Consider the following 20,117-nt stretch of genomic DNA (forward strand, 5'->3'; position numbering starts at 1 on the left):
CAAAGTTAGTTCATCAAGCCAGATGTCGACCGTGCCGGCGCCGGGCAAAGGCCCGCGCCCGTGGAGTTTTGCCATGACCAAATGTCAGCTGACGACCAAGGACTTCGCCATAGTCAAGACGATGCTTGACCGCCTGGCCTGGTCGGGTGGTCCGCTCGTCGAACTTTTGCGCTGCAAGCTTGCTTCGGCGCAGGTGGTGTTTTCGAACGAAGCCGATCCCGATGTGGTGACGCTGAACAGCCGTGTGGTCTTCTCGGTCGACGGCGGCTCGGCCCACACCCGGGTTGTCACGCAGGGCCCGATGGACAGCATGGTCGGGCTCACCATCCCGATCACGGTGCCGCGCGGCCTTGCGCTGCTCGGCCTGCGCAAAGGCCAGTCGATATCGGTCGACCGCGGCCGTGGTACAACGGAAGTCATTCGCGTCGACGATATCCTCTATCAGCCCGAGGCGTCGCGACCGGGAATCACTGAGGCCGAGCCCGTTGCGGAGATGGCGCGACGCCGCTTTCCGGTGCTGGTGTTCAGCGCTGACGAGCCGAGGCCACTTGGCGTTCGGCCAAAAATCCGGCACACCTCGGACAGCGGCGACGATCCCGGGCCTTCGGCTGCCTGAGGCAGCGCCATCTGCGGTGTCCCGCATTTGCTGGGCTGTTGCAGGGATTTGAGCTTGTGCGCGAGCTTTCTAAGGACCGCGTACCTGGGGGCGAAATGAGGGTTGTGGTTGTCGGCGGCGGCGTGATCGGGATCACGACCGCCTATTATCTCGCCGAAGCCGGGCATGAGGTGGTCGTTTACGACCGCCAGAAAGGCCCGGCCCAGGAGACGAGCTATGCCAATGCCGGGGAGATTTCTTCCGGCTATGCCTCGCCCCTGGCCGCACCGGGCGCCCCGCTCAGGGCGCTCAAATGGATGTTGCGCAAGGACAGCCCGTTCGTCTTTAAGCCGAACCTCGATCCCATTTTCTGGCGCTGGCTGGCGCAGCTTCTGCGCAACTGCACGGCCGAGCGTTATCAGGCCAACAAGGCGCTGATGATGCCGCTCGCCGAATATAGCCGTGACATGCTGAGGGTGCTGCGGCAGGCGACCGGCATCAGCTACGACGAAGGCAGCCATGGCACGCTGCAGCTCTTCCGCAGCCAGGAACAGCTCGACCGTGCCGCTGCCGATACGTCCGTGCTCGACCGGTTCCAGGTGCCCTACGAAATCCTCGATGCCGCAGGTTGCATCAACGCCGAGCCGGGGCTGGCCGCTGCCCGCGACATGATTTCAGGCGGGTTGCGCCTGCCCGACGACGAGACCGGAGATTGCCGGCTGTTCACCGAGCGGTTGGCCGAATTGTGCGCCAGCCGCGGCGTGGTTTTCAAATACAACACAAGGGTTCATGCCTTTCCGCATTGGAAAGGCAAGGTTCATCGCATCGTGACATCGGAGGGCGTGACCGAGGGTGACGCTTTCGTTCTTGCGGCGGGCCCCTATTCGGAGCGCTTCATGCGCAAGCTCCACCAGCGCGTGCCGGTCTATCCGCTGAAGGGTTATTCGCTGACGCTTCCAGTTGCCGACGGGCAGGCAGCACCAGTGTCGACCGTCATCGACGAGACGAACAAGGTTGCCATCACGAGGCTCGGCGACCGTATCCGCATTGGTGGCACGCTCGAGATGTCTGGTTTCGACGTGACCTTGCGCGAAGAGCGTCGTGACTTGCTCGAACGGTCGCTGCGCGAGCTCTTTCCGGGTGTCGACAATCTGCGCGACGCCAGTTTCTGGTGCGGGCTCAGGCCGATGACATCAGATGGCCCACCCATTGTCGGCAGGACCAAGCTGCCGAACCTGTTCGTCAACACCGGCCACGGCATGTTCGGCTGGACCATGGCCTGCGGCTCGGCAAAAATCCTGGCCGACACGATCTCCGGCCGGCAGCCGGAGATCGAGGCTGACGGCCTAGGGCCGCAGCGCTACTGGGCTTGAGGTCAGGCCACATTCTTCAGCGAACGCGGCGCTTCCGCCGACTGGTACATCGAAATCACGTGGCCGTCGGGGTCGGCGAACTCGGATGACCAGCCTCCCGGTGCGTGGCTAACCGGGGTGACGATGGTCACGCCTTGCCCGGCCAGAGACGATACCACGTCGTCGATGCCGCCGTCGGCGATCTCGAAGACGATGATCGGCGAGTTGCCGGGGCGCGATTCCATCTTGAAAAAGATCAGGTCGACACCGTTGACGGTGCTGGCGATGAGCCAGTCGCCGCCTGTCTCGCCGTCGCCCTCCATGCGCTGGACATCCAATCCCATGACGACACGATAGAAAGCCTCGGTCTTGTCGATGTCCGAGACATAGTAGCAGATGTTGCCCAGCTTGCTCTTTCCAAACATTTGGTCACTCCGTGGTTTTGGTTGCACGTAGCCTTAGTTGCCGCGCACCCGGATTTTGTGAGGTGCCGATCACGAAAAGATGCCCGTCGGGATCGTGGCTCGCGAGCAGTGCCCCTTGCTGCCTGGCCGCTTCAAGCAGTGAGCGTCTGATGCGCCCGAAGGCGAGGGGGCCTGAAAGTCCGGGCAGATCCTCGATCGTGCCGCCGTCGAAGGCGCGCCAGCGTCGCCTGATCTCGCTGATGCGCTGGCGCAGTGCGGCATCGGCAAGGCGCTGAAGCCAGGCGATCTCCTGGCGTGTGTGGCCGGTCAACGCCAGCAATGCCGTCGTGCGGAGACCTGCGGGGAGGGCGTTGACGAAGCGTAGCGGCAGCGCCTGCCTGTCAGCGGGCTCGCAGGCCGTGACCGCGAAAGGCTGCTCGCGCTGACGTCGCCGTATTGCGGACCGGGCGTCGAAAGCGGCGCGATGCCGTATTGCCCCTTCCAGCCAGCGGCGGTTCTCGGGCTTCGACAGGTCGGTCTTGCCGGCCTCCACCGCAGCAACGAGTGCGGTCTGCAGCAGGTCTTCGGCCTCGTCGGCACGTCTGGAGGCGCGCCTCGCATGACGCAACAGTTCGGCATAGGGACGCGATAGCAAGCCAAACTCCTCACATCGGCGTACCACGTTAGCGGATGTGAGAGATTGTCGGAAGCCGTCAGGTGAACAGCGTTCGCTCGCGTTCGACCGCCTTGGTGATGAAGCTCGCCACGGTCTGGATGCGCCGGAGGGGACGGACCGACTCGTGATAGACCAGCCAATAGGCGCGGCGGATCGAAGGCACCGATGTCACCGGCACGATGTCGGCAATGGTGCGGGCGATGAAGGTATGCAGGATGCCGATGCCGGCGCCCGAGCGCACCGCCTCGACCTGACCCAATGCCGAGGAGATCGAAAAGGCCGATTCCCACAAGGGGCTGAATTCGGTGGCGTAGTCGAGCGATGGGCTAACGACCAGGTCGGGCACATAGCCGATCAGCCGATGCGCTGACAGGTCGCCACGCGTATCGGGCAGCCCGTTCTGCTCGACATAGGCACGCGAAGCGAACAGCCCGAGCGAATAATCGACCAGCTTGGCGGCAACCAGCCGGCCCTCGCGTGGCCGCTCGGTGGTGATAGCAATGTCGGCCTCGCGGCGCGACAGGGAGAATGTGCGCGGCACTGGCACCAGCTGGATCTTGAGGTCGGGATGCAGGGCCGTCAGTTCGCCGAGACGCTGCGCCAGGAATGCGACGCCGAAGCCGTCAGGCGCACCGATGCGTACAGTTCCGGCGACCTCGTCACCCTCGCCTGAAATCTCGGCGCGCGCAGTCAACATGTCCGCTTCCATGCGCTCGGCGATTTCAAGGAAGCGTTCGCCTGACGGCGTCAGCTCGCTGCCAGTCGTCAGTCGCCTGAACAGCTTTGTCTTGAGTGCCTCTTCGAGGGCTGCGACGCGACGCGAAACAGTTGCGTGGTTGAGCTCTAGTCTCCGTGCTGCGCCGAGGATCTGGCCGGTGCGCGCAACGGCGAGGAAGATGCGGACGTCGTCCCAGTTCATGGCTTTTGCCTCCCCGCGCGGGGGCGCATAGAGGGCAGGTGGCGTCCGGGCAGATTGGCCATGTCGAGCTTCGTCATCCGTTCAGCCTACTATGCATGAAATCACATTCAATCCAAGTTTGATCTACGATTTTTGCACAACGGGTGCTTTTGTCGTCACGTTGCATTGGCGCGCGTTAAGCGGGACAATGGGCCATCAACAAAGAATTGGGAGAGAAGCAATGGTCGACTACGGTCATTTCATCGGCGGCAAGCATGTCGCCGGAACCAGCGGGCGCAAGCAGGACGTGCTGCAGCCGATGGATGGTACGGTCCGTGCCACGGTGGCACTGGCCTCGGCGCAGGAACTGCGCGCTGCCGTCGAAAACGCCAAGGCGGCACAGCCGGCCTGGGCCGCGACCAACCCGCAGCGCCGCGTGCGCGTGCTGATGCGCTTCCTCGAACTGGTCAACAAGGAATATGACTCGCTGGCCGAACTGCTGGCCCGCGAGCACGGCAAGACCATTGCCGACGCCAGGGGCGACATCCAGCGCGGCCTCGAGGTTGTCGAAGTCTGCATCGGCGCCCCGCACATGATGAAGGGCGAGTTCACCGACGGCGCCGGCCCCGGCATTGACGTCTATTCGATGCGCCAGGCGCTCGGCGTCGTCGCCGGCATCACCCCGTTCAACTTCCCGGCGATGATCCCGCTCTGGAAGATCGCGCCGGCGATTGCCTGTGGCAATGCCTTCATCCTGAAGCCGTCCGAGCGCGACCCGGGCGTGCCGCTGCGCATTGCCGAACTGTTCCTCGAAGCAGGCTTGCCGGCCGGCATCCTCAACGTCGTGAACGGCGACAAGACGGTTGTCGACGCGATCCTCGACGATCCCGACATCAAGGCCGTCGGCTTTGTCGGCTCGACCCCGATCGCCCAGTACATCTACAGCCGCGGCTGCGCCAACGGTAAGCGCGTGCAGTGCTTCGGCGGCGCCAAGAACCATATGATCATCATGCCGGATGCCGACATGGATCAGACCGTCGACGCGTTGATCGGCGCCGGCTACGGTTCGGCCGGCGAACGCTGCATGGCGATTTCGGTTGCCGTTCCTGTCGGTCACGACACGGCCGAGCGGCTGATGGAAAAGCTGGTCCCGCGTGTCGAGAGCCTGAAGGTCGGCCCGTCGACTGACTCGTCGGCCGACTTCGGCCCGGTCGTCACCCGCGAGGCGTTGGAGCGCATCAAGGGTTACGTCGACATCGGCGTGAAGGAAGGTGCCAAGCTCGTCGTCGATGGCCGCGGCTTCAAGATGCAGGGTTACGAAAACGGTTTCTACATGGGTGGCTGCCTGTTCGACAACGTCACATCAGACATGCGCATCTACAAGGAAGAGATTTTCGGGCCGGTCCTGTCGGTGGTGCGTGCACCTACCTACGAGAACGCCATCAAGCTCGCCAACGACCATGAGATGGGCAACGGCGTCGCCATCTTTACCCGTGACGGCGATGCGGCCCGCGATTTCGCCTCGCGCGTGCAGGTCGGCATGGTCGGCATCAACGTGCCGATCCCGGTGCCGATCGCCTACTACACCTTTGGCGGGTGGAAGGCCTCGTCGTTCGGCGACCTCAATCAGCACGGCCCGGATGCGTTCCGCTTCTACACCAAGACCAAGACGGTTACCTCGCGCTGGCCGTCGGGCGTCAAGGACGGTGCGGAGTTTGTCATCCCGACGATGAACTAAGCCCGACGGCTCCTTGTTTTGCGCGTCCTCGCCGCGATGCGGCTGCGGGCGCGCGGCTGGGCGTCAGGTGCGGAGTTCATCATCCCGACGATGAACTGATCCATCACTGAGACGGAAATGAAGCGGGCGCCCAGTGGGCGCCCGTTTTACGTTCCGTCTTCTTCTTCCTCGCCCGGCTGGTATTCCAGCAGGTCGCCCGGCTGGCATTCGAGCTCGGCGCAGATGCGCGCCAACGTCGAGAAGCGAACGCCCTTCACCTTGCCCGATTTGAGCAATGACAGGTTCTGTTCGGTGATGCCGACCTTGGCGGCGAGCTCCTTGGAGCGCATCTTGCGGCGCGCCAGCATGACATCGAGATTGACGACGATGGGCATGTCAGACGAACCGTTTGTTGTCGTCGTCGATCTCTGCGGCCACGGCCAGCAGGTGGCCGAAGACGATGAGTATGCCTGACACCATCAGCGCGAGCAGCTCCGGTGTGCCGATGCTGATGGCGAGGAACCTCTGTCCGGCCGGCATATCCAGGCTGACGATCAGCGAGACGACAGGCGGGGCAAGCAGCATGGCCACGGCGTTGGCCAGGAAGGCCACACCCGACAGGCGCATCAGTCGTGCGCCTTCCGAGCTGACGATGTCATGCTGTCCGATCTCGCGGAAGGCGCCGCGAAGCGTTTGAAGCGCCCAGATCATCAAGCCTGCCTGTGCCAGCAAGGTGATCGACAGCAGCAGGATGGCGGAGGACGAAAATGCCTGAGGCACTGGCAGCGCCATGTTCTGGAGCAGAATTCTGCCCAGCCAGGACGGATCCGTCCACGCCACCCATAGGCCGCAACCGACAAGCAGGATGACCACGCCCATCAACACGGCAATCAGAAGTTCCATCCTGCGGCCCAACAGCCGGGCACGTTCGCGTGCGGCCTTCATTTCCAACCTCTTCAAATTCCACTTGTATAAATTATCGTAAAACAATAATTCAGCGCTGTCAAACAACCATATGGAGACGGTATGACCATTCATATACGTTCGATTGTGGCGCTGTCCGGGCTGATCGCCTTGACCGCCTGCGCTTCACTCAGCCCGATGGCGCTGACCAAGCTTGTCGGCCTCAATCCGCTTGACATCGCACCTGAGCAGATGAGTGTCGCGGCCGTCATGCCGGTTCCGCTCAAGCTGCGCACCGGCGATGTCGTGCTGCATTTCGCCATGGACGCGCCGGCGCCCTATGGCCCCGTCAACGAGACGTTGCCGCTTGAGATCGTTGCCGGCGACAATGCACCGGGCGTGTCAGCCAGCCCTTCCTTCGAACGAATCCAGGTCGCTCGCATTGCTCAAGCCGATGTAGCGCGGCTGGCTGCTGCGCAGGCCAAGGCACGCGCCTTCCAGGCGACAGGCAGGAAGGACGGGCATGGCAGCATATCCGTGACGATCAGCGGCGGGTGCCGCGACGGCGCCATCAATCCCGGTGCGCTGGTTGCCGAGCTCTACATGCGCAGCAAACCGGACGAGGACTATTTCCGCATGTCGTCGGTGAATCTGAGGAAGCTGCTGCCGGCGGACGCTATCGCCAAACTGCCGATGTGTTGAACTGGCGAATTCGAGCTGAACGAGCGCCCAGCGTAGATGCAGGCTGGGCTGCTTGTGTGTGGGCGGGGGCGTCCCCATATCGAATCCAGGAGAACCTCGACAGGTTCCCCTGCGACAGACCGGAAACCAGAAAGGAGCGACGCGATGAAGACGTCGAAGCCGGCCTGGATCGTTCCGGCGCGCTGAGGCGGCACATGTGCCTCCATTGCCGGAACGCGAAGGCAAAGGAGGTGCCACATGGCACGCTATTTTTCGTTTCGATGGGTAAGGATGGCCGCGCTTGGCGCGGCACTGGCGATGCCGGCGCAGGCGCAGCAGCTCTGCGGCGCCCACAACGATCTCGTGGAGAGGCTGTCGGCGGCGTTTCAGGAGCGGCGCGTTGGCTACGGCGTGATCGGCAGCGAGGCGGTGATCGAGGTCTTCGTCTCTGCTGGCGGCACCTGGACGATGCTGATGACCGACGTGAAAGGCCGCAGCTGCATTGTCGCGTCCGGCGACGGCTGGGAAAACACGCTGGCCGTCATCGCCGCCGGCTAGCGTGTCGCCGTCGCTTCGGCGTGGACGCGCAGCATGGTCATCAGCCGATCGGCATCTGCCGCTGCGGCGTCCTCGTCATTGTCGAGAACCGAACGGATCAGAGCAACGCGATATTCGGCGAGTGCGGCGAGGTCCGTCTCGCGCCGGTAGCGGAACCAGAAGCGGCGGCCATGTGCCTGCAAGGGTGCTGCGAGCCGCGACGCGAACTGGTTGTCTGCGGCGACCGCCAGTGCCGCGTCGAGCGCCTTGTCGGCGGCAAGGAAGGCCTGGACGTCATTGGCGATCACGGCCTTCTGCACGGCCAGTGCCGCGTCATGGAAATGGTCGACAGCATCGCGGGTGACGAAGCGGGCGGCCGAACGCGCCAGGAGAGTCTCGACGCCGCGGCGTGCATCGATGACGCGGAGCCAGTCACCGGCGTGCAGCGATGCGATTGCGAGCCCCGCGCGCGGCCTGATCTCGACCAGACCCTCCCATGCCAGTCGCTGGATCGCCTCGCGCACCGGAGTGCGGCCGAGGCTCAGCAGTTCGATCAGCGAGCCTTCGGTGGCGATGCTGCCCGGTGCAAGTTCGAGCGTCACGATCAGCCGCTCCAGCTCGTGATAAGCCCGCATTGCTGCCGGTTCCAGTTTCTCAGCTGGCATGACCGAATCCATTGAAAACGTGATGATATATAATTGATATATCAGGTCAGATTGCAAACGAAAAGCCGCGCGGAACTTCCAGTATATATCTCTGATATATCAACTGCGGCATTCGGTGAATGGGTCACCGATGCGTTCCCGACCCTGGTGGCGGCATCCGGCGAGGGGTACCCGGATCGCCCTCCGCCTGCCTCGCTGCGATTGAGGCCGATGGGTGGCGTCACCCTCCCGCACATAGTCCAATAGTCTGATAACGCAGGGTCAATGCTGCCAATATGTCTAGACAATCTGGCAGCCGAGATCGATAGAGCAGCGCAAGGAACTGTTGCAGCTTGGCAATTTGGCGCTACATTCTTCGATCAAGGCGCGCAATATGGCCGGAATCGGCAAAGACATTGCGTTGAGCCAATGCTAGGTTTCGCGATGGTCCAGGGCCTGGACACCATAAGAACAGAGGTTGCCGCAACGGCAGTCCGACAAGCGGCGACGGGATGGAAAAATCACGTTGCAATCCAGGCTCGAAACTTTAGGACTAGGGGAAATATGAAAAGGAATGCGCGCTTGGCGCGACGTTCCAGGGGAGCCGCATCCATATGCAATATTTCGTCCAGCAGCTGGTCAATGGGCTGACGCTGGGGTCCATCTATGGCCTGATCGCGATCGGCTATACGATGGTCTACGGCATCATTGGCATGATCAATTTCGCGCATGGCGACATCTTCATGCTCGGGGCGTTTACCGCTCTGATCGTGTTCCTGATCCTCACGTCGTTCTTCGTTTCGGTACCTGTGGTCATCGCGCTGCTTGTCATGATGGTCGTGGCGATGCTGCTGACCAGCCTCTACAACTGGACGATCGAGAAGGTGGCTTACCGGCCGCTACGCGGGTCGTTCCGTCTGGCGCCGCTGATCACCGCCATCGGCATGTCGATCGCGCTGTCCAACTTCGTCCAGGTTACCCAGGGTCCGCGCAACAAGCCGATCCCACCGATGGTCAGTCAGGTCTACAACGTTGGCGGCATCTCGATCTCGCTGAAGCAGATCATCATCGTCGTCGTCACCGTCGCGTTGCTGGCGCTGTTCTGGTACCTCGTCAACAAGACCGCCCTCGGCCGCGCCCAGCGCGCCTGCGAGCAGGACCGCAAGATGGCGGCGCTGCTCGGCATCGACGTCGATCGCACCATCTCCATCACTTTCATCATGGGTGCAGCCCTTGCTGCAGTCGCCGGAACGCTGTTCCTGATGTATTACGGCGTCGTCGCCTTCTCGGACGGGTTCGTGCCAGGCGTCAAAGCCTTCACGGCGGCAGTGCTCGGCGGCATCGGCTCGCTGCCCGGTGCGATGCTCGGCGGCCTGATGATCGGCTTCATCGAGAGCATGTGGTCGGCCTATTTCTCGATCGACTACAAGGACGTCGCGGCGTTCTCGATCCTCGCCATCGTGCTCATCTTCCTGCCCTCCGGCATCCTCGGCCGGCCCGAAGTCGAGAAGGTCTGACAACATGGCCAATATCGCCCAAGCCTCACACGAAGAGACCGCCTCCCCGATACAGCGTGGCCTTCGTGAGGCGCTCTATGCCGGTGCCATCTCCTTCGGCCTGTTCTTCCTGTTCATCGGCCTCAGGACCGATCAGAACATCCGCAACGAACTGATCCTGGTTCCTCGCTGGCGTCTGCTCATCATCGTTGTCGCCCTGGTCATGATTGGCCGCTTCGTGATGACGGCTTTCATTCAGCCGGCTATCGACCGCCGCAAGGCCGAGCGAGCCAGGGCTGCACCGATTGCCGAGGAAGAGGGCTTTGTCCGCAAGAACTTCACCAAGATCGCGATCGGCGTGCTGTTCATCTACCCGGTGCTGATGGTCCTGCTTTTTGGCTTCCAGGGCTCGCTCAAGTGGGTCGACAATTTCGGCATCCAGATCCTGATCTATGTGATGCTGGCCTGGGGCCTGAACATCGTCGTCGGCCTGGCCGGTCTGCTCGACCTTGGTTATGTCGCCTTCTATGCCGTCGGCGCTTATGCCTATGCGCTTCTGGCCACGCATCTGGGCTGGTCGTTCTGGATCCTGCTGCCGGTAGCCGGCATCATGGCTGCCTTCTGGGGCGTCATGCTCGGCTTCCCGGTGCTGCGCCTGCGCGGCGATTACCTGGCGATCGTTACGCTGGCCTTCGGTGAGATCATCCGTCTCGTGCTGATCAACTGGCGCGAAGTCACCAACGGTGCAGCCGGCATCTCGGGCATTCCAAAGGTCAGCTTCTTCGGGCTGATGTCGTTCAACGTTTCCGATCCGAACTACATCGCCAAGGTGCTTGGAATCGCGCAGTCCGGCGCCTACTACAAGATCTTCCTCTATTATCTGATCCTGCTGATGGCGCTGCTGACGGCCTTCGTCACCATCCGCCTGCGGCGCATGCCGATCGGCCGCGCCTGGGAAGCACTGCGCGAGGACGAGATCGCCTGCCGCTCGCTCGGCATCAACACCACCACGACCAAGCTGACGGCCTTTGCCACGGGTGCGATGTTCGGCGGTTTCGCCGGCTCGTTCTTCGCCGCGCGCCAGGGCTTCGTGTCGCCGGAGTCCTTCGTCTTCATCGAATCGGCCATCATCCTTGCCATCGTCGTTCTCGGCGGCATGGGGTCGCTGGTGGGTATCGCGGTGGCTGCGGTCGTGATGATCGGCGGTACGGAAATCCTGCGCGAAATGGAGTTCTTGAAGCTGGTGTTCGGGAACGACTTCACGCCTGAACTCTACCGCATGCTGCTGTTCGGCATGGCCATGGTGATCGTCATGCTGTGGAAGCCCCGAGGTTTCGTCGGCAGTCGAGAGCCCACCGCATTCCTGAACGTGCGCAAGGCCGTCTCCAGCGCCTTCACCAAGGAAGGACACGGCTGATGAATGCGAGTGCTTCCATGAACAAACCGATCCTTCAGGTCGAGCATCTGTCGATGAAGTTCGGAGGCCTGGTCGCCATCGGCGATCTGTCCTTCGAGGTCAGGCGCGGCGAGATCACCGCGCTCATCGGTCCGAACGGTGCTGGCAAGACCACAGTCTTCAACTGCATCACCGGCTTCTACAAGCCGACCGAAGGCATGATCCGGTTCAACGGCCGCGAGGGTGGGGAATTCCTGCTCGAGCGCATGCCCGACTTCCAGATCACGGCCAAGGCCAAGGTGGCGCGTACGTTCCAGAACATCCGGCTGTTTTCGGGCATGACGTTGCTCGAGAACCTGCTGGTGGCGCAGCACAACAAGCTGATGAAGGCCTCGGGCTACACCATCATGGGTTTGCTCGGGCTGGGCGGCTACCGGGCGGCTTCGGCCGAGTCGGTCGAGATCGCCAAGCATTGGCTGGAAAAGGCCGAGCTTATCGATCGTGCCGACGATCCGGCCGGCGATCTGCCCTATGGTGCGCAACGCCGCCTCGAGATTGCACGCGCCATGTGCACCGGTCCGGAGCTGCTGTGCCTCGATGAGCCTGCCGCCGGTCTCAATCCGAAGGAGTCGCTTGCGCTCAACACGCTGCTCATGGACATCAAGAACAATACCGGCACGTCGATCCTGCTCATCGAGCACGACATGTCGGTGGTCATGCAGATTTCCGACCACGTCGTGGTTCTGGAATATGGCCGCAAGATTTCCGACGGCGATCCACTTTCGGTCAGGACCGATCCGAAGGTCATCGCCGCCTATCTCGGCGTCGACGACGAAGAGGTCGGCGAGGTGCTGACAGAGGTGGGCGACGAGCAGGTCATCGAGGAACTCGAGGGTGTGCCGGATCCGGCCCATGGTCCCAGCACTTCGGCTTCGATGATGGCTGGGCCTATCACCGATACCATCAGCCACAGTGACGGGCATGGCGAGACGGTGCCGGTCTCGAAAGCTGCCTCCAAGGCGGCTCAGGTCGAGGCGCTGGCCACTCGTTCGGCGAAGCCCGCCGCAACGAAGCCTGCTGTCGCCAAGGTGCCGGCGGCCAAAACGACCCCGGCGCCTAAGGCCGCGGTCAAGGCTCCTGCGCTCACCACGCCGGCTGCCAAACCGGTAGCGGCAAAGGCGGATGCCAAAGCTCCTGCAAAGCCGGCAGCAAAGGCCACGGTAGCTGCGCCGGCAACGAAGCCGGTTACGGCGCCGGCCAAGGCGTCCGCCGCCAAGTCCGCAGTGTCCAAGCCCGCCGCCAAGACAGTTGCCCCCAAGGCAATTGCCAACGTGCTTGCAGCCCCACGCGGGGGCGTGGCTGACCGGCTCGTCAGCATCAAGGGCATCGGGCCGGTCAACGAGCAGAAGCTCAACGAGCACGGCATCTTCCATCTCGACCAGATTGCGTCGTGGACGAAGGCCGATGTTGCCGCTGCCGAGGCGTATCTCGCCTTCGAGGGTCGCATCGGACGGGAAGACTGGGTAGGGCAGGCCAAAACGCTGGTGCGTGACGCGGCCAAGGCGGCGAAAGCCAAGCGCGGAGGTGGCAAGTGACCGCTAAGACGTTGCTCGATATCAGGGGTGTCGAGACCTACTACGGCAACATCCGTGCGTTGAACGGGGTCAATGTCTCGGTCAACGAGGGCGAGATCGTTGCGCTGATCGGCGCAAACGGCGCCGGCAAGTCGACGTTGATGATGACCATTTTCGGCAGCCCGCGGGCCCGCCGCGGCACCATCAACTTCGCCGGCACCGACATCACCGAAATGCCGACGCACGAGATCGCCAGGATGCGCATTGCGCAGTCACCCGAGGGGCGGCGCATCTTTCCGCGCATGACGGTGATGGAAAACCTGCAGATGGGCGCGAGCCTCGACAACCTCAAGCATTACGATGAGGACGTCGAAAAGGTGTTTGCGCTGTTCCCACGCCTCAAGGAACGCATCAGCCAGCGCGGCGGTACGCTGTCGGGTGGTGAGCAGCAGATGCTGTCGATCGGCCGTGCGCTGATGGCGCGGCCCAAGCTGCTTTTGCTCGACGAGCCGTCTCTTGGTCTTGCGCCGCTGATCGTCAAGCAGATTTTCGATGCCATCCGCGAGCTCAACCGCACCCAGGGCCTGACTGTGTTCCTGGTCGAGCAGAATGCCTTTGGCGCGCTCAAGCTCGCCACGCGCGGTTATGTCATGGTCAACGGCGTCGTCACCATGAGTGGCACCGGCAAGGACCTGCTCGCCAATCCCGAGGTTCGGGCGGCCTATCTCGAAGGCGGCCGCCACTAGGAGATACGATCATGCACGGCATTCTCTACGAGGAAGCCTCGGTCTGGCAGTTCATTTTCGTCAGCTGCCTGCTGGGCGGATGGGCAGCCTGGATGACGGGGCGTGCCTGCGCCCAGACCTGGCGCAGCTACGGCAAGCTCGTGCTCTACATCCTCGGTCTGGGGGTGGGCATACGCTTCATCCACCACGCCCTGTTCGATGGCACGATGTTCACGCTGCAGTTCTACATTGTCGACACTATCGTTCTGCTCGTGTTTGCAACGCTTGGCTATAAATACACGCGCACCAACCAGATGGTGAATCAATACCATTGGCTCTATGAAAAGGCATCGCCTCTTTCTTGGCGCCCAAAGTCTTGAGGGGTTTCTACCGGCGCCTATTCGCCAATGAATCGGCGTGACAACTGCCGGAAAATCGGCAAACTCACCTTTCTGCGATATGGGTGGGCATCGCATGAAAGAACATCCACGCCCGCTCAAATAATGGGAGTGTTTCAATGAAAAAGTCACTTTTGTCGGCTGTTGCACTGACCGCGCTCGTGGCGTTCAGCGGCAGCGCATGGGCCGACGTACTTGTCGCTGTGGCGGGTCCGATCACCGGCCCCAACGCCGCTTTCGGAGCCCAGCTCCAGAAGGGCGCTGAGCAGGCCGCTGCCGACATCAACGCTGCCGGCGGCATCAATGGCGAGCAGATCAAGGTTGTGGTCGGCGACGACGTCTCCGATCCGAAGCAGGGCATCTCGGTCGCCAACAAGTTTGTCGCCGATGGCGTGAAGTTCGTGGTTGGCCACTTCAACTCGGGCGTCTCGATCCCGGCCTCGGAAGTCTATGCTGAGAACGGCATCCTCGAAGTCACGCCTGCGGCCACCAACCCGAAGTTCACCGAGCGCGGCCTGTGGAACACCTTCCGCACCTGCGGCCGTGACGACCAGCAGGGCGGCATTGCCGGCGCCTATCTCGCTTCGAAGTTCAAGGATGCCAAGATCGCCGTCATCCATGACAAGACGCCTTACGGCCAGGGCCTCGCTGACGAAACCAAGAAGGCGATGAACGCCGCCGGCGTCACCGAAGTCATGTACGAAGGCGTCAACGTCGGCGACAAGGACTTCTCGGCCCTCATCGCCAAGATGAAGGAAGCCGGTGTCTCGATCATCTATTGGGGCGGCCTGCATACCGAAGCCGGCCTGATCATCCGCCAGTCGGCTGACCAGGGCCTCAAGGCAACGCTGGTGTCGGGTGACGGCATCGTCTCGAACGAGCTCGCCTCGATCGCCGGCGACGCAGTTGCCGGTACCCTCAACACCTTCGGTCCCGATCCGCGTCTGATCCCCGAGAACAAGGATCTGGTCGAGAAGTTCCGTGCCCAGGGCTTCGAGCCTGAAGCCTACACGCTCTACGCCTATGCCGCGATGCAGGTGATCGCCGACGCCGCCAAGGCGGCCGGCTCGGTCGATCCGCAGGAAGTGGCCAAGGCCATGAAGGCGAAGGGTCCGTTCAAGACCGCTCTGGGCGACCTCGCCTTCGACGAAAAGGGCGATCCGAAGCTGCCCGGCTACGTCATGTACGAGTGGCAGAAGGGCGCCGACGGCAAGTACACCTACGTGCAGCAGAAGTAATCTTCGCTGCTTCGATTACGACAATGCCCGGCGCTCAGCGCCGGGCATTTTTCGTTTGCCGGCAGGCATAATCAGGCTTTCTGACCCAACGGAATTTAAATCGGTTTAAGGGTGCGCATTTTTGGTTGCGCTGCAACATAATCGCGCTAATCATTCGCCGCCCCTGAAATTCCGGAGCCTGGAGAGTTTACGTGCCGATCAGCAAGATCCTCGTCGCCAACCGATCCGAAATCGCCATCCGCGTCTTCCGCGCGGCCAATGAGCTGGGGCTCAAAACCGTGGCGATCTGGGCGGAAGAGGATAAATACTCGCTGCATCGCTTCAAGGCCGACGAGAGTTATCAGGTCGGCCGCGGTCCCTGGCTCGCCAAGGACATGGGGCCGATCGAGAGCTACCTGTCGATCGACGAGATCATGCGCGTCGCCAAGCTGTCCGGCGCCGACGCCATCCACCCCGGTTACGGCCTGCTTTCGGAGAGCCCGGAGTTCGCCGAGGCCTGTGCCGAGAACGGCATCACCTTTATCGGCCCCAAGCCGGAGACGATGCGCCGCCTCGGCAACAAGGTCGCCGCGCGCAATCTCGCCATCGAGGTCGGCGTGCCGGTGGTGCCCGCCACCGACCCGCTTCCGGACGACATGGACGAGGTCAAGAAGCTTGCTGCCCAGATCGGCTATCCGGTCATGCTCAAGGCGTCATGGGGCGGTGGCGGCCGCGGCATGCGCGCCATCCGTTCCGAGGCCGATCTGGCCCGCGAGGTGACGGAGGGCAAGCGCGAGGCCAAGGCCGCCTTCGGCAAGGACGAGGTCTATCTCGAAAAGCTGGTCGAGCGCGCCCGTCACGTCGAGGTACAGGTTCTGGGCGACACCCACGGCAACGCCGTGCACCTGTTCGAGCGCGACTGCTCGATCCAGCGCCGTAACCAGAAGGTAGTCGAACGCGCGCCGGCACCTTACCTGTCCGCTCAACTGCGGCAGGAGCTGTGCAGCTATGCGCTCAAGATCGCGCGCGAAACCAGCTACATCGGCGCCGGCACCGTCGAGTTCCTCCAGGACGCCGACACCGGCAAGTTCTACTTCATCGAGGTCAATCCGCGCATCCAGGTCGAGCATACCGTCACCGAGCAGGTGACGGGCATCGACATCGTCAAGGCGCAGATCCATATCCTCGACGGCTTTGCCATCGGCACGCCGGAATCGGGCGTGCCTGCCCAAGCCGACATCCGCCTCAACGGCCACGCGCTTCAGTGCCGCATCACCACAGAGGATCCCGAGCACAATTTCATCCCCGACTATGGCCGTATCACCGCCTATCGCGGTGCCACCGGCTTCGGCATCCGGCTCGACGGCGGTACAGCCTATTCCGGTGCGGTCATCACCCGGTTCTACGATCCGTTGCTGGAGAAGGTGACCGCCTGGGCGCCGACGTCGGACGAGGCGATATCGCGAATGCACCGGGCGCTGCGCGAGTTCCGCATCCGTGGCGTGGCGACGAACCTGACCTTCCTCGAAGCGATCATCACTCACCCGGCCTTCCACGATAACTCCTATACGACCAGGTTCATCGACTCGACGCCCGAGCTGTTCGCCCAGGTCAAGCGACAGGACCGCGCCACCAAACTTTTGAACTATCTCGCCGACGTCACGGTCAACGGCCATCCCGAAACGCGCGGCCGTGCTGCGCCCAATCCGGAGGCTGCCGCGCCTGTCGTACCGTGGTTCACCGGCCCGGTTCCCGACGGCACCCGGCAGATGCTCGACGAGCTCGGCCCGGAAAAATTCGCCGCCTGGATGCGTGCGCAGAAGCGGGTGCTGGTCACCGACACGACTATGCGCGACGGCCACCAGTCGCTGCTGGCCACCCGCGTCCGCACCCACGACATCGCCAAGATCGCCGGCACCTATGCGCGCGCCCTGCCGCAGCTGCTGTCGCTTGAATGCTGGGGTGGTGCGACCTTCGATGTCGCCATGCGCTTCCTCACCGAGGATCCTTGGGAGCGGCTGGACAAGGTACGCAAGGCAGCTCCAAACATCCTGCTGCAGATGCTCCTGCGTGGCGCCAACGGCGTTGGCTACACCAACTACCCCGACAATGTCGTGCAGCACTTTGTGCGCCAGGCGGCATCGGGCGGCGTCGACCTGTTCCGCGTCTTCGATTGCCTCAACTGGGTCGACAACATGCGTGTGTCGATGGATGCGATCGGCGCAGAGGGCAAGCTGTGCGAGGCGGCCATCTGCTACACCGGCGACGTCCTCGACCCGAACAGGGCGAAGTATGACCTGAAATACTATGTCGGGCTCGCCAAGGAACTGGAAGCTGCCGGCGCCCACATCATCGCGCTCAAGGACATGGCCGGCCTGCTCAAGCCGGCGGCGGCGCGGGTGCTGTTCAAGGCGCTGCGCGAAGCGACCGACCTGCCGATCCACTTCCACACCCACGACACCTCGGGCCTGTCGGCGGCAACGGTGCTGGCGGCGGTCGAGAGCGGCGTCGACGCCATCGATGCGGCAATGGACGCCTTCTCGGGCAACACTTCGCAGCCGTGCCTGGGCTCGATCGTCGAGGCACTACGCGGTTCGGATCGCGATCCCGGCCTGGCGCCGGAATGGATCCGCCGCATTTCCTTCTACTGGGAAGCGGTACGCAATCAGTATGCCGCCTTCGAGAGCGACCTGAAGGGGCCGGCCTCGGAGGTCTATCTGCACGAGATGCCCGGCGGGCAGTTCACCAATCTCAAGGAGCAGGCCCGCTCGCTCGGGCTCGAGACCCGCTGGCACGAGGTGGCGCAGGCCTATCACGACGTCAACCTGATGTTCGGCGACATCGTCAAGGTGACGCCGTCGTCAAAGGTGGTCGGCGACATGGCGCTGATGATGGTGAGCCAGGATCTCAGCGTCTCTGATGTCGAGAACCCGGCCAAGGACATCGCCTTCCCCGAATCCGTCGTGTCGATGCTGCGCGGCGATCTCGGACAGTCGCCTGGCGGTTGGCCGGCAGCGCTCCAGAAGAAGGCGCTGAAGGGCGAGACGCCGATCACCGTCCGTCCCGGTTCGCTGCTCAAGCCGGCTGACCTCAAGGCCAGCCGCAAGGACATCGAAGGCAAGCTCGGCCGCAAGCTGGCGGAAAACGAGTTCGCCTCGTGGCTGATGTATCCGAAGGTGTTCTCGGACTTCGCACACGCCCAGGAGACCTACGGGCCGGTGAGTGTCTTGCCGACGCCGACCTATTTCTACGGCATGCAGCCGGAGGACGAGGTTTTCGTCGACATCGAAAAGGGCAAGACGCTTGTCATCCGCTGCCTTGCCGTCGGCGATGTCGATGAAAAGGGCATGGTCACCGTGTTCTTCGAACTCAACGGTCAGCCACGGCGCGTCAAGGTGCCCGACAGGGCGCATGGCGCGGGCGCCTCGAAGATGCGCCGCAAGGCCGAGGCCGGCAATGACGCCCATGTCGGGGCACCGATGCCGGGCGTGGTCTCGACGCTGGCCGTGGCCGCCGGCCAGCCGGTCAAGGCCGGCGACGTGCTGTTGTCCATCGAGGCGATGAAAATGGAGACCGCACTGCACGCCGAGCGCGATGGCACCATCACCGAAGTGCTCGTGCGCGCCGGCGACCAGATCGACGCCAAGGACCTTCTGGTGGTCTACGGTTGATCCTAGAGAGTTTCCGCTTTTCTTCGAATCGCGGAATCTCTCTATCTCTTTGTTTTTGCGCAATTCCGGACGGAAAACCGCTGCGCACTTTTCCTGGAATTGCTCTATCCTGCCGGGCGCCCTCAGGGGCTCCCGGCTTGCTTCCGATCCACGAGGCTTAGAAAAGTCCCTGGCCTGCGGCCGCTTCTTCGGCTGCGCCGCGGCGGATGAAGCTCTTGTAGACGTAGCCGCGCTGGCCCTTGTAGACGACGGTGCACCAGCCGCAGTCGGCCTCGGCATCGATGTCGGCATTGGCTGGTACGACCGTCAGCACCTGCGCCTCATCGGCCGGCCCATCGCGCAGATTGACGTATTTGGTCACCTTGGCCGGCTTGAGGTCGGGCTGGCTGACGGCTGCGAGGTTGGTGTCGGAGGCAGCGCTCGGAGTGACCGGCTGGATGCTTGCCGGCTCAGGCACCTGGTCCAGCATGCCGGTGGCCGCCTCAAGCTTGGCGACATCCGCCTCGGTCTCGGCCACCTGTACGTTCGATGCGCCTCGCTGCGGGACGATCGAGGCGGTGCCCGAGGCGTCGGGCACGTCCGCCTGCATCGTTGCCCGCGCGGTGTTGCGCTCGTCCGGTCCTGGCGTCAGCTGGCCATCGGCCACTGCAGGCTTGGCCGGTTCGATCAGATGGGTGTTGTTGGTCGCGACTGGCGCCCGCATCGGGGCACTTTCCGTTGGCTTCTGCAGCGGCGGGATGACCTTGGCCGTCTGGGGCAGCACCAGGCGAGGGGGCAGGACTGCTGCGGTTTCCATCGTGTCAGGCGCCTGGTTGCCGACAAATCCGAAGCCGACAATGGCGAGCGCCACTGCGCCGGCCGCACCGAGCAATGCGACGTCAGGCTTCGACAGCCGCGGACGAGGCAAACGGGCGGCCAGGCCGCTCGAAATCCCGGCGAACCGGAGAATGGGGGTATTCATGGTACAAGACTCCACACTGGTACAGCCTCGGCGACAATGCCGGAGCCGACCCCCAACCCGATTTGGCATGCAAGGCGTCGAAACAATTGCGAAAGCGGGGTGTGTTGCCTGTCCCGCCGCAGTTTCTCGACTGTCCGCCTAGCCGAGCTATTCGACGGAATTCGGGCAGCCGTTAACCTTTGTTACCAGACTGGCCCAACACCTCGCATCCAAAGCGCCTTGACGACGTGTTAAATCGATTTAATTATCCTTGCACGCAAGCGAAGAAGTGC

At 62.9% G+C, this 20,117-nt stretch carries 19 protein-coding genes; 12 read left to right on the top strand and 7 right to left on the bottom strand.

The genetic code is table 11. The features are described 5' to 3' along the window. Positions 1-73 precede the first annotated feature (73 nt). Both NDO48_RS00230 and NDO48_RS00235 read left to right on the top strand, forming a co-directional pair. Positions 74-616, top strand: a complete 543-nt coding sequence (locus NDO48_RS00230; protein ID WP_267320658.1) for a nucleoside-diphosphate kinase — start codon at positions 74-76, stop codon at positions 614-616. Positions 617-627: 11 nt separating this feature from the next. Then, positions 628-1,968: a D-amino acid dehydrogenase gene (locus tag NDO48_RS00235; RefSeq protein WP_323848083.1), complete on the top strand. Its 1,341-nt coding sequence runs from the start codon at positions 628-630 to the stop codon at positions 1,966-1,968. A gap of 2 nt (positions 1,969-1,970) precedes the next feature. Here the strand turns inward: NDO48_RS00235 and NDO48_RS00240 are convergent, their stop codons facing one another. The 3 genes from NDO48_RS00240 to NDO48_RS00250 are packed head-to-tail and all read right to left on the bottom strand — an operon-like array spanning position 1,971 to position 3,946. Continuing rightward, a complete protein-coding gene (locus NDO48_RS00240; RefSeq protein ID WP_267320660.1) occupies positions 1,971-2,372 on the bottom strand; it encodes a VOC family protein in 402 nt (133 codons plus the stop codon). Positions 2,373-2,376: 4 nt separating this feature from the next. Beyond that, entirely contained in the window at positions 2,377-3,006 is a 630-nt protein-coding gene (locus NDO48_RS00245) for a sigma factor (protein WP_267320661.1), read from the bottom strand. A 58-nt stretch (positions 3,007-3,064) separates the two neighbouring features. Continuing rightward, a complete protein-coding gene (locus NDO48_RS00250; protein ID WP_018430079.1) occupies positions 3,065-3,946 on the bottom strand; it encodes a LysR family transcriptional regulator in 882 nt (293 codons plus the stop codon). A 220-nt stretch (positions 3,947-4,166) separates the two neighbouring features. Here NDO48_RS00250 and NDO48_RS00255 point away from each other — a divergent pair, with 220 nt between their 5' ends. After that, positions 4,167-5,663: a CoA-acylating methylmalonate-semialdehyde dehydrogenase gene (locus NDO48_RS00255; protein WP_267320662.1), complete on the top strand. Its 1,497-nt coding sequence runs from the start codon at positions 4,167-4,169 to the stop codon at positions 5,661-5,663. 146 nt (positions 5,664-5,809) lie between these two features. Here NDO48_RS00255 and NDO48_RS00260 read toward each other — a convergent pair whose 3' ends face one another. Beyond that, on the bottom strand, positions 5,810-6,037 hold the full coding sequence (locus tag NDO48_RS00260; RefSeq protein ID WP_267320663.1) for a helix-turn-helix domain-containing protein: 228 nt from the start codon (positions 6,035-6,037) through the stop codon (positions 5,810-5,812). A 1-nt stretch (position 6,038) separates the two neighbouring features. Then, on the bottom strand, positions 6,039-6,680 hold the full coding sequence (locus NDO48_RS00265; protein ID WP_267320664.1) for a hypothetical protein: 642 nt from the start codon (positions 6,678-6,680) through the stop codon (positions 6,039-6,041). Here NDO48_RS00265 and NDO48_RS00270 point away from each other — a divergent pair. Together NDO48_RS00270 and NDO48_RS00275 are read left to right on the top strand one after the other, a co-directional pair. Further along, positions 6,669-7,247: a hypothetical protein gene (locus tag NDO48_RS00270; RefSeq protein WP_018430075.1), complete on the top strand. Its 579-nt coding sequence runs from the start codon at positions 6,669-6,671 to the stop codon at positions 7,245-7,247. The genes NDO48_RS00265 and NDO48_RS00270 overlap by 12 nt on opposite strands. A gap of 237 nt (positions 7,248-7,484) precedes the next feature. After that, the gene (locus tag NDO48_RS00275; RefSeq protein WP_267320665.1) at positions 7,485-7,784 is read left to right on the top strand and encodes a hypothetical protein; all 300 of its coding nucleotides are present in this window, start codon (positions 7,485-7,487) and stop codon (positions 7,782-7,784) included. Here the strand turns inward: NDO48_RS00275 and NDO48_RS00280 are convergent. Then, entirely contained in the window at positions 7,781-8,428 is a 648-nt protein-coding gene (locus NDO48_RS00280) for a GntR family transcriptional regulator (RefSeq protein WP_267320666.1), read from the bottom strand. The two genes, NDO48_RS00275 and NDO48_RS00280, sit on opposite strands and share 4 nt — an antisense overlap. 593 nt (positions 8,429-9,021) lie before the next feature. Between NDO48_RS00280 and NDO48_RS00285 the strand changes: the two genes are divergently transcribed. The 7 genes from NDO48_RS00285 (at position 9,022) to pyc (ending at position 18,884) form a co-directional block, all read left to right on the top strand. Further along, positions 9,022-9,924, top strand: coding sequence for a branched-chain amino acid ABC transporter permease (locus tag NDO48_RS00285; protein ID WP_018430072.1), 903 nt, complete (start codon positions 9,022-9,024; stop codon positions 9,922-9,924). Positions 9,925-9,928: 4 nt separating this feature from the next. Next, complete coding sequence (livM, locus tag NDO48_RS00290; protein WP_267320667.1) at positions 9,929-11,320, top strand: high-affinity branched-chain amino acid ABC transporter permease LivM; 1,392 nt, start codon at positions 9,929-9,931, stop codon at positions 11,318-11,320. Continuing rightward, a complete protein-coding gene (locus NDO48_RS00295) occupies positions 11,320-12,894 on the top strand; it encodes an ATP-binding cassette domain-containing protein (RefSeq protein ID WP_018430070.1) in 1,575 nt (524 codons plus the stop codon). The genes livM and NDO48_RS00295 overlap by 1 nt, the downstream gene beginning before the upstream one ends. Beyond that, the gene (locus NDO48_RS00300) at positions 12,891-13,619 is read left to right on the top strand and encodes an ABC transporter ATP-binding protein (protein ID WP_026227619.1); all 729 of its coding nucleotides are present in this window, start codon (positions 12,891-12,893) and stop codon (positions 13,617-13,619) included. Before NDO48_RS00295 ends, NDO48_RS00300 begins: the two co-directional genes overlap by 4 nt. 11 nt (positions 13,620-13,630) lie before the next feature. Next, complete coding sequence (locus tag NDO48_RS00305) at positions 13,631-13,978, top strand: DUF6867 family protein (RefSeq protein WP_018430068.1); 348 nt, start codon at positions 13,631-13,633, stop codon at positions 13,976-13,978. Between the two features lie 137 nt (positions 13,979-14,115). Further along, positions 14,116-15,234 carry a branched-chain amino acid ABC transporter substrate-binding protein gene (locus NDO48_RS00310; RefSeq protein WP_018430067.1) on the top strand — a complete coding sequence of 373 codons (1,119 nt, stop codon included), beginning with the start codon at positions 14,116-14,118 and terminating at the stop codon, positions 15,232-15,234. Between the two features lie 191 nt (positions 15,235-15,425). Next, positions 15,426-18,884, top strand: a complete 3,459-nt coding sequence (gene pyc / locus NDO48_RS00315) for a pyruvate carboxylase (RefSeq protein WP_267320668.1) — start codon at positions 15,426-15,428, stop codon at positions 18,882-18,884. A gap of 157 nt (positions 18,885-19,041) precedes the next feature. On the opposite strand, the gene NDO48_RS00320 is transcribed toward pyc, so the two are convergent. Next, positions 19,042-19,845 carry an SH3 domain-containing protein gene (locus NDO48_RS00320; RefSeq protein ID WP_267320669.1) on the bottom strand — a complete coding sequence of 268 codons (804 nt, stop codon included), beginning with the start codon at positions 19,843-19,845 and terminating at the stop codon, positions 19,042-19,044. Positions 19,846-20,117 lie beyond the last annotated feature (272 nt).

This window comes from Aminobacter sp. MET-1 (genome assembly GCF_026521175.1).
Taxonomy (GTDB): domain Bacteria; phylum Pseudomonadota; class Alphaproteobacteria; order Rhizobiales; family Rhizobiaceae; genus Aminobacter.

Excerpts from the sequence above, each read along its gene's own strand:
- NDO48_RS00230 (WP_267320658.1), top strand. The coding sequence starts at position 74 with ATGACCAAATGTCAGCTGACGACCAAGGACTTCGCCATAGTCAAGACG.
- NDO48_RS00240 (WP_267320660.1), bottom strand. The coding sequence starts at position 2,372 with ATGTTTGGAAAGAGCAAGCTGGGCAACATCTGCTACTATGTCTCGGAC.
- NDO48_RS00250 (WP_018430079.1), bottom strand. The coding sequence starts at position 3,946 with ATGAACTGGGACGACGTCCGCATCTTCCTCGCCGTTGCGCGCACCGGC.
- NDO48_RS00255 (WP_267320662.1), top strand. The coding sequence starts at position 4,167 with ATGGTCGACTACGGTCATTTCATCGGCGGCAAGCATGTCGCCGGAACC.
- NDO48_RS00260 (WP_267320663.1), bottom strand. The coding sequence starts at position 6,037 with ATGCCCATCGTCGTCAATCTCGATGTCATGCTGGCGCGCCGCAAGATG.
- NDO48_RS00270 (WP_018430075.1), top strand. The coding sequence starts at position 6,669 with ATGACCATTCATATACGTTCGATTGTGGCGCTGTCCGGGCTGATCGCC.
- NDO48_RS00265 (WP_267320664.1), bottom strand. The coding sequence starts at position 6,680 with ATGAATGGTCATACCGTCTCCATATGGTTGTTTGACAGCGCTGAATTA.
- NDO48_RS00275 (WP_267320665.1), top strand. The coding sequence starts at position 7,485 with ATGGCACGCTATTTTTCGTTTCGATGGGTAAGGATGGCCGCGCTTGGC.
- NDO48_RS00280 (WP_267320666.1), bottom strand. The coding sequence starts at position 8,428 with ATGCCAGCTGAGAAACTGGAACCGGCAGCAATGCGGGCTTATCACGAG.
- NDO48_RS00285 (WP_018430072.1), top strand. The coding sequence starts at position 9,022 with ATGCAATATTTCGTCCAGCAGCTGGTCAATGGGCTGACGCTGGGGTCC.
- livM (WP_267320667.1), top strand. The coding sequence starts at position 9,929 with ATGGCCAATATCGCCCAAGCCTCACACGAAGAGACCGCCTCCCCGATA.
- NDO48_RS00295 (WP_018430070.1), top strand. The coding sequence starts at position 11,320 with ATGAATGCGAGTGCTTCCATGAACAAACCGATCCTTCAGGTCGAGCAT.
- NDO48_RS00305 (WP_018430068.1), top strand. The coding sequence starts at position 13,631 with ATGCACGGCATTCTCTACGAGGAAGCCTCGGTCTGGCAGTTCATTTTC.
- NDO48_RS00310 (WP_018430067.1), top strand. The coding sequence starts at position 14,116 with ATGAAAAAGTCACTTTTGTCGGCTGTTGCACTGACCGCGCTCGTGGCG.
- NDO48_RS00320 (WP_267320669.1), bottom strand. The coding sequence starts at position 19,845 with ATGAATACCCCCATTCTCCGGTTCGCCGGGATTTCGAGCGGCCTGGCC.